Annotated in this window: 6 protein-coding genes; 5 read left to right on the top strand and 1 reads right to left on the bottom strand. The window is 66.3% G+C overall.

The window, feature by feature from the left end:
- Window positions 1-413: 413 nt before the first annotated feature.
- The 5 genes from rpmH (at window position 414) to AT699_RS30735 (ending at window position 4,734) form a co-directional block, all read left to right on the top strand.
- Window positions 414-548, top strand: a complete 135-nt coding sequence (gene rpmH, locus AT699_RS30755) for a 50S ribosomal protein L34 (protein ID WP_003816025.1) — start codon at window positions 414-416, stop codon at window positions 546-548.
- A gap of 44 nt (window positions 549-592) precedes the next feature.
- Entirely contained in the window at window positions 593-964 is a 372-nt protein-coding gene (locus AT699_RS30750; RefSeq protein WP_058207549.1) for a ribonuclease P protein component, read from the top strand.
- Window positions 961-1,284: a membrane protein insertion efficiency factor YidD gene (gene yidD, locus AT699_RS31375; RefSeq protein ID WP_006389538.1), complete on the top strand. Its 324-nt coding sequence runs from the start codon at window positions 961-963 to the stop codon at window positions 1,282-1,284. The genes AT699_RS30750 and yidD overlap by 4 nt, the downstream gene beginning before the upstream one ends.
- 48 nt (window positions 1,285-1,332) lie before the next feature.
- Entirely contained in the window at window positions 1,333-3,018 is a 1,686-nt protein-coding gene (yidC, locus tag AT699_RS30740) for a membrane protein insertase YidC (RefSeq protein WP_006389539.1), read from the top strand.
- A gap of 270 nt (window positions 3,019-3,288) precedes the next feature.
- On the top strand, window positions 3,289-4,734 hold the full coding sequence (locus AT699_RS30735; RefSeq protein ID WP_020925775.1) for a catalase: 1,446 nt from the start codon (window positions 3,289-3,291) through the stop codon (window positions 4,732-4,734).
- A gap of 293 nt (window positions 4,735-5,027) precedes the next feature.
- Here the strand turns inward: AT699_RS30735 and AT699_RS30730 are convergent, their stop codons facing one another.
- Window positions 5,028-5,954 carry a PLP-dependent cysteine synthase family protein gene (locus AT699_RS30730; RefSeq protein ID WP_024070814.1) on the bottom strand — a complete coding sequence of 309 codons (927 nt, stop codon included), beginning with the start codon at window positions 5,952-5,954 and terminating at the stop codon, window positions 5,028-5,030.
- Window positions 5,955-6,000 lie beyond the last annotated feature (46 nt).

The raw sequence follows: 6,000 nt of genomic DNA, 5'->3' as shown, positions 1-6,000 counted from the left end.
GTCGCTCTTATTCAAACCTCGATTCTACCTTGCCTGGGCACGGGTTATCCACAGGGTAGGGCATGGACGTGCACAATCCGCCCCCTTAACTGTTTGACAAGACAGGGAAAACTTGCTGAAATGGTGGGCTTTTCCGAATTCTGTCTGTCAGAAGGTTTCGCAGAAGGCCCAGATTCGCACGGGTAATAGGGTAATGGTTACACTTACCCCGTCCCCGGCACTGTGCCTTGCTGAATAGGTCGCCCGGGGATTACCCGGACCAGAGCCCCGTCTACAAGCCTGTCTTTGCCGGTGAATCCGCATATCACATGCGATTCACAGCGAAACGCTTACTAGATACCCGCTACCGGATTTGCGACCAGGAACCCTCCGGGCAGGTCCCTTCTGACTTTTGTTCTTTTTGTGGATCGTCCATGAAACGCACCTACCAACCTTCCGTTACCCGCCGCAAGCGCACCCATGGTTTCCGCGTGCGCATGAAGACCCGCGCTGGCCGCGCCATCCTGAACGCTCGCCGCGCCAAGGGCCGCAAGCGTCTGGCCGTCTAAGTCTCGCTTTCTGCGCAGACACCCGACCCGCTGACCCGCAGTCCATGCCGCGCGCCACGCTTCCGCCGGAGGCGCGGCTGCATCGCCCCTCCGAGTTCGCCGCCGCCCTCAAAGGCCGGCGTCTGGCCCGAGGGGCGTTTTTCGTTGTGAGCGCCGCTTCCAACGAACTGCCTCCCGGCCAGGCTCCCTGTGCCCGGCTGGGCCTGGTGATCGCCAAGCGCTTCGCCGCCCACGCCACCACGCGCAACGCCCTCAAGCGGGTCATCCGCGAAGCGTTCCGCCACCGGCGGCTCGGATTGCCGGCGAAAGACTACGTCGTCCGGCTGCACAGCAAGGTGACGCCCGCCACGCTCACCGCGCTGAAACAGGCGGCCCGGGCCGAAGCGGACGCTCACTTCGAGCGGATCGCGCGATGAACGGGCCATCCCCCCGGCAGGCAGGCCGCGCGCAGCGCGGGCGTTCCGTGGGGGCCGCAATACTCATTGCCCCGATCCGGTTCTACAGGTTTTTCCTGAGCCCCTGGATCGGCCGGCAATGCCGCTTCACTCCGACCTGCTCGGCGTACGCGATCGAGGCGATCGAACGCCACGGGCCCTGGCGCGGCTTCTGGCTGATGCTGCGACGCATCGGCCGCTGCCACCCCTGGTCGCCCGGCGGCTGGGACCCGGTTCCCCCGGGCAAGGGAACCAATGGCGGTGCCTGCTGTTCCCATGGCCACCGCACCGAGCATGATTGACGCTAAACTGGCGGGCTTTGCTGGCCCGTATTCACTTCAGTAGGCACCATGGATATCCGACGAACCGTCCTCTGGATGATTTTCTCCTTCTCGCTGTTGCTCCTGTGGAACAACTGGCAGATCCATAACGGCAAACCGTCGTTGTTCGGGGCGCCCACGCCCACGGCCAGCACGAACGCCAACGGCACGCCGGCCGCCGCGAACAACGCGACGCCCTCGGTGCCCAATGCGCCGCCGGCGACCGCCGCCGCGCCCTCGGCCGTGCCGGGCGCCGCCGCGCCGGTGCCGACGCGCTCGGAAGAAGTCGTCATCACCACCGACGTGCTGCGCCTGACCTTCGACACGCTGGGCGCCCAACTGGTGCGCGCCGAGCTGCTGAAGTACCCGGCCACCGGCCAGGCCGACAAGCCCACCGTGCTGCTCGACCGCACCGCGGGCCTGAACTACGTGGCCCAGACCGGCGTCGTCGGCGCCGCCAATGGCCAGAACTTCCCCACCCACCAGACGCCGTTCCGCGTGGTCTCGACCGACCGCCAGATGACGGGCGACAGCCTGGCGGTGGCGTTCGAAGCCGAATCGGGTGGCGTCAAGGTCACCAAGACCTTCACGCTGCACCGCGGCCGCTATGACATCGACGTGCGCCACGACCTGGCCAACGTCGGCGCCGCCCCCGTGACGCCGGCGCTGTACCTGCAGCTCGAGCGCGACGGCAACGACCCGGCCGACACCTCCAGCTTCTATCACACCTTCACCGGCATGGCCGTCTACTCGGAACAGGACAAGTTCCAGAAGATGACCTTCGCCGACATCGAGAAGAAGAAGGCCAACTACATCAAGCAGGCGGACAACGGCTGGATCGCCGTGGTGCAGCACTACTTCGCCACCGCCTGGGTGCCGCCGCAAGGCAAGCCGCGCAACAACGAAGTGCTGGAAGTGCAGAAGAACCTGTACGCCGCCCGCACCATCGAAGCCGTCGGCGAGATCGCCCCGGGCGCCGCCGCCCGCGTCGATTCGCACCTGTGGGTCGGCCCGCAGGACCAGAAGGCCATGGCGGCGCTCGCCCCCGGCCTGGAACTGGTGGTCGACTACGGCTGGCTGACCATCATCGCCAAGCCGCTGTTCACGCTGATGACCTGGCTGCATTCCATCCTGGGCAACTGGGGCTGGACCATCGTCGCCCTGACCGTGCTGATCAAAGCGCTGTTCTACCCCCTGGCCGCCGCCAGCTACCGCTCCATGGCCCGCATGAAGCAGGTCGCCCCGCGCCTGCAGGCCCTGAAGGAAAAGTACGGCGACGACAAGCAGAAGCTCAATGCGGCCATGATGGAGATGTACCGCACCGAGAAGATCAACCCGCTGGGCGGCTGCCTGCCGATGGTGGTGCAGATCCCGGTGTTCATCTCGCTGTACTGGGTGCTGCTGGCCAGCGTGGAAATGCGCGGCGCGCCGTGGATCCTGTGGGTGCACGACCTGTCGATCCGCGACCCGTACTTCATCCTGCCCGCCATCATGATGGCCACCATGTTCCTGCAGATCAAGCTGAACCCGACGCCCCCGGACCCCGTCCAGGCCAAGGTCATGATGATCATGCCGCTGGTGTTCGGCGGGATGATGTTCTTCTTCCCGGCCGGCCTGGTGCTCTACTGGTGCGTCAACAACACGCTGTCGATCGCGCAGCAGTGGTCGATCACCCGCGCCATGCAGCGCAAGACGGAAGCCGCGGCGAATCGCTGATTCCCGCTCGCGCCATGAAAAGCCGGCCCCCAGGGGCCGGTTTTTTTTCGTCCAGGTTGCACGCGGGTTTGGCGGCGATGCGCGTCAGGTCACGCCAGTGATAGTTATTTTCAATCAAATTTGATGGATCAATCAACTTCACACTGCAAACAATGACCCCTATGATGTGTCGGAGATATCCCCCGGCCGGCAATGTTCCGGGACGGTATCCGATCACGTTGCGCGGCCCCGTCGCCGCGCATTCCAGGAATTACGTAGGGAGTGTGTGCCATGACCGACAAGAAGCATCTGACCACCGCCTCTGGCGCCCCGGTGGCCGACAACAACAACACCCTGACCGCCGGCCCGCGCGGCCCGGCGTTGTTGCAGGACTTCTGGCTGATAGAAAAGCTTGCCCATTTCGACCGTGAACGCATCCCCGAACGCGTGGTGCACGCCAAGGGCTCGGGCGCCTATGGCACCTTCACCGTCACCCACGACATCACCAAGTACACCCGCGCCAGCATCTTCTCCAAGGTCGGCAAGCAGACGCCGCTGTTCCTGCGCTTCTCGACCGTGGCCGGCGAGCGCGGCGCGGCCGACGCCGAGCGCGACGTGCGCGGCTTCGCCATCAAGTTCTACACCGACGAAGGCAACTGGGACCTGGTGGGCAACAACACCCCGGTGTTCTTCATCCGCGACCCGCTCAAGTTCCCCGACTTCATCCACACCCAGAAGCGCGACCCCAAGACCAACCTGCGCAGCGCCACGGCGGCCTGGGATTTCTGGTCGCTCAGCCCCGAATCGCTGCACCAGGTCACCATCCTGATGAGCGACCGCGGCATTCCGGCCAACCTGCGCCAGCAGCATGGATTCGGCTCGCACACCTTCAGCTTCGTCAATGCCGAAGGGGAACGCTTCTACGTGAAATTCCACTTCAAGTCGCAGCAGGGCATCGCCTGTCTGACCGACGAGGAAGCCGCGCAGGTCGTGGCCCACGATCGCGAGAGCTCGCAGCGCGACCTGTTCGACAACATCGAGCAGGGCAACTTCCCGAAGTGGACGCTGAAGGTGCAGATCATGCCCGCGGCCGAAGCCGAGACCTATCACATCAATCCGTTCGATCTGACCAAGGTGTGGCCGCACGGCGATTACCCGCTGATCGAAGTGGGCGTGCTGGAACTGAACAAGAACCCGGAGAACTACTTCGCCGAGGTCGAGCAGGCCGCCTTCACGCCCGCCAACGTGGTGCCCGGCATCGACTTCTCGCCGGACAAGATGCTGCAGGGCCGCCTGTTCTCGTACGGCGACACGCACCGCTACCGCCTGGGCATCAACCACCACCAGATCCCGGTGAACGCGCCGCGCTGCCCGTTCCACAGCTATCACCGCGACGGCGCGGCGCGCGTGGATGGCAATGCCGGCGGCACGCTCAACTACGAGCCCAACAGCGCCGGCGAGTGGAAGGAAACCCCGTCGGCCGGCGAGCCGCCGCTGCCGCTGGACGGCCAGGCCGCCGCCCGCTGGAACCACCGCGTCGACGATGACTACTACTCGCAGCCGGGCGCCTTGTTCCGCCTGATGACGCCGGCGCAGCAGGAATTGCTGTTCGGCAACATCGGCCGCCACATGGCCGGCGTGCCCGAGGAAATCCAGCGCCGTCAGCTGGAACACTTCCGCAAGGCCGATCCGGCCTACGCGGCGGGCGTGGCCAAGGCACTGGGCCTGAAGCTGTAAGGGCGGCGCCCCGGCGCGGCCAACGCGCCGCGCAACACGCATCGGGCGGCCCGCGGGCCGCCCGTTTTCTTGCCTGCCGTGCGTTTTCCGCCCGCTTCCGCGCCCATTCTTGGTGGCCGCGCCCGCGGTTTTCGCCTGCGTTTTGCTCCGAAAGCCGCCGCAAGCGACTTCTCCACAACTGGGCGGCGAAAAGTTATCCCCATTCGTCCACAGCCAATTCACAGGCAATCCACAGGAATTCCACAGGCGCTGGGGATAGCTTTCCCCGTGAATGCTGTGGAAAACCCGCTTTCCTAGTATTTCAGGCCGGTATCGCACAGCACCGTGGCCACCGCCGCATCCGGGCGCAGCCGTCCCGAACGCAACAGCTTGGCCGCCGCGCACACGTTGGCGGCAGCGGAATAACCCACGTACAGCCCCTCGCGCACGGCCAGCAGGCGCCGCCATTCCTGCGCCTCGTCATCGGCGACCGCAATGCTCAGGTCCATCAGGGACGGATCCCAGTGCGGCGGCACCGCGCCATAGCTGGTGCCCTGGATCAGGTGGCGCGCCTTGGTCACCGGCGCGCCGGCCAGCACTTCGCAGCCCAGCGGCTCGACCGCCGCGCAAACGGTGGCGGCGCTGGCCGCCTTGAGCGCGCGCGCCACGCCCATGAAGGTGCAGCCGGTGCCGACGGCCGCGGCCCAGCCATCCACGGGGGCGCCGAATTGTTCGAGGATTTCGCGGCCGGTGCCGGTCTCGTGCGCGGTGATGCATTCAACCGCGTTGAACTGGTCGACGTAGAAGCCGCCGCGCTCCCGCGCCAACTCGGCGGCGACACGGGCCGCCGCCTCGACGTCGGCGCCAGTGACCTGCCCCGCGGCGCCATCGACCTGCGGCACCAGCACCACCTCGGCGCCCAGTCCTTCCAGCATGCGGGCACGGGCGGGGCTGTTGCCGGCCGACATGGTGACGACCAGCGGATGCCCCAGCGCGGCGCAGGCCACGGCCAGGCCCGCCCCCATGTTGCCGCTGGTCATCTCGATCACCGGCATGCCGGGCCGGAGCCGGCCATCGGCGCGGGCGGCCAGCAGGATGGCCTTGGCGGCGCGGTCCTTGACGCTGCCGCCCGGCTGCAGGAATTCGGCCTTGGCCACGATGCGGCCAGGGCCATCGTGCGCGCGGCTCAGCGCGATCAGGGGGGTGTTGCCGATGAGTTCAATCGAAGAGGTTGCCAGCATGTCGAGTCCGGTGGATGCCCCGCGCGCATCCGGCGGATGCCGGGGG

This window comes from Achromobacter xylosoxidans (assembly GCF_001457475.1).
Classification (GTDB): Bacteria; Pseudomonadota; Gammaproteobacteria; order Burkholderiales; family Burkholderiaceae_B; genus Achromobacter; species Achromobacter xylosoxidans.
This window is presented reverse-complemented; position numbering and strand designations above follow the sequence as displayed.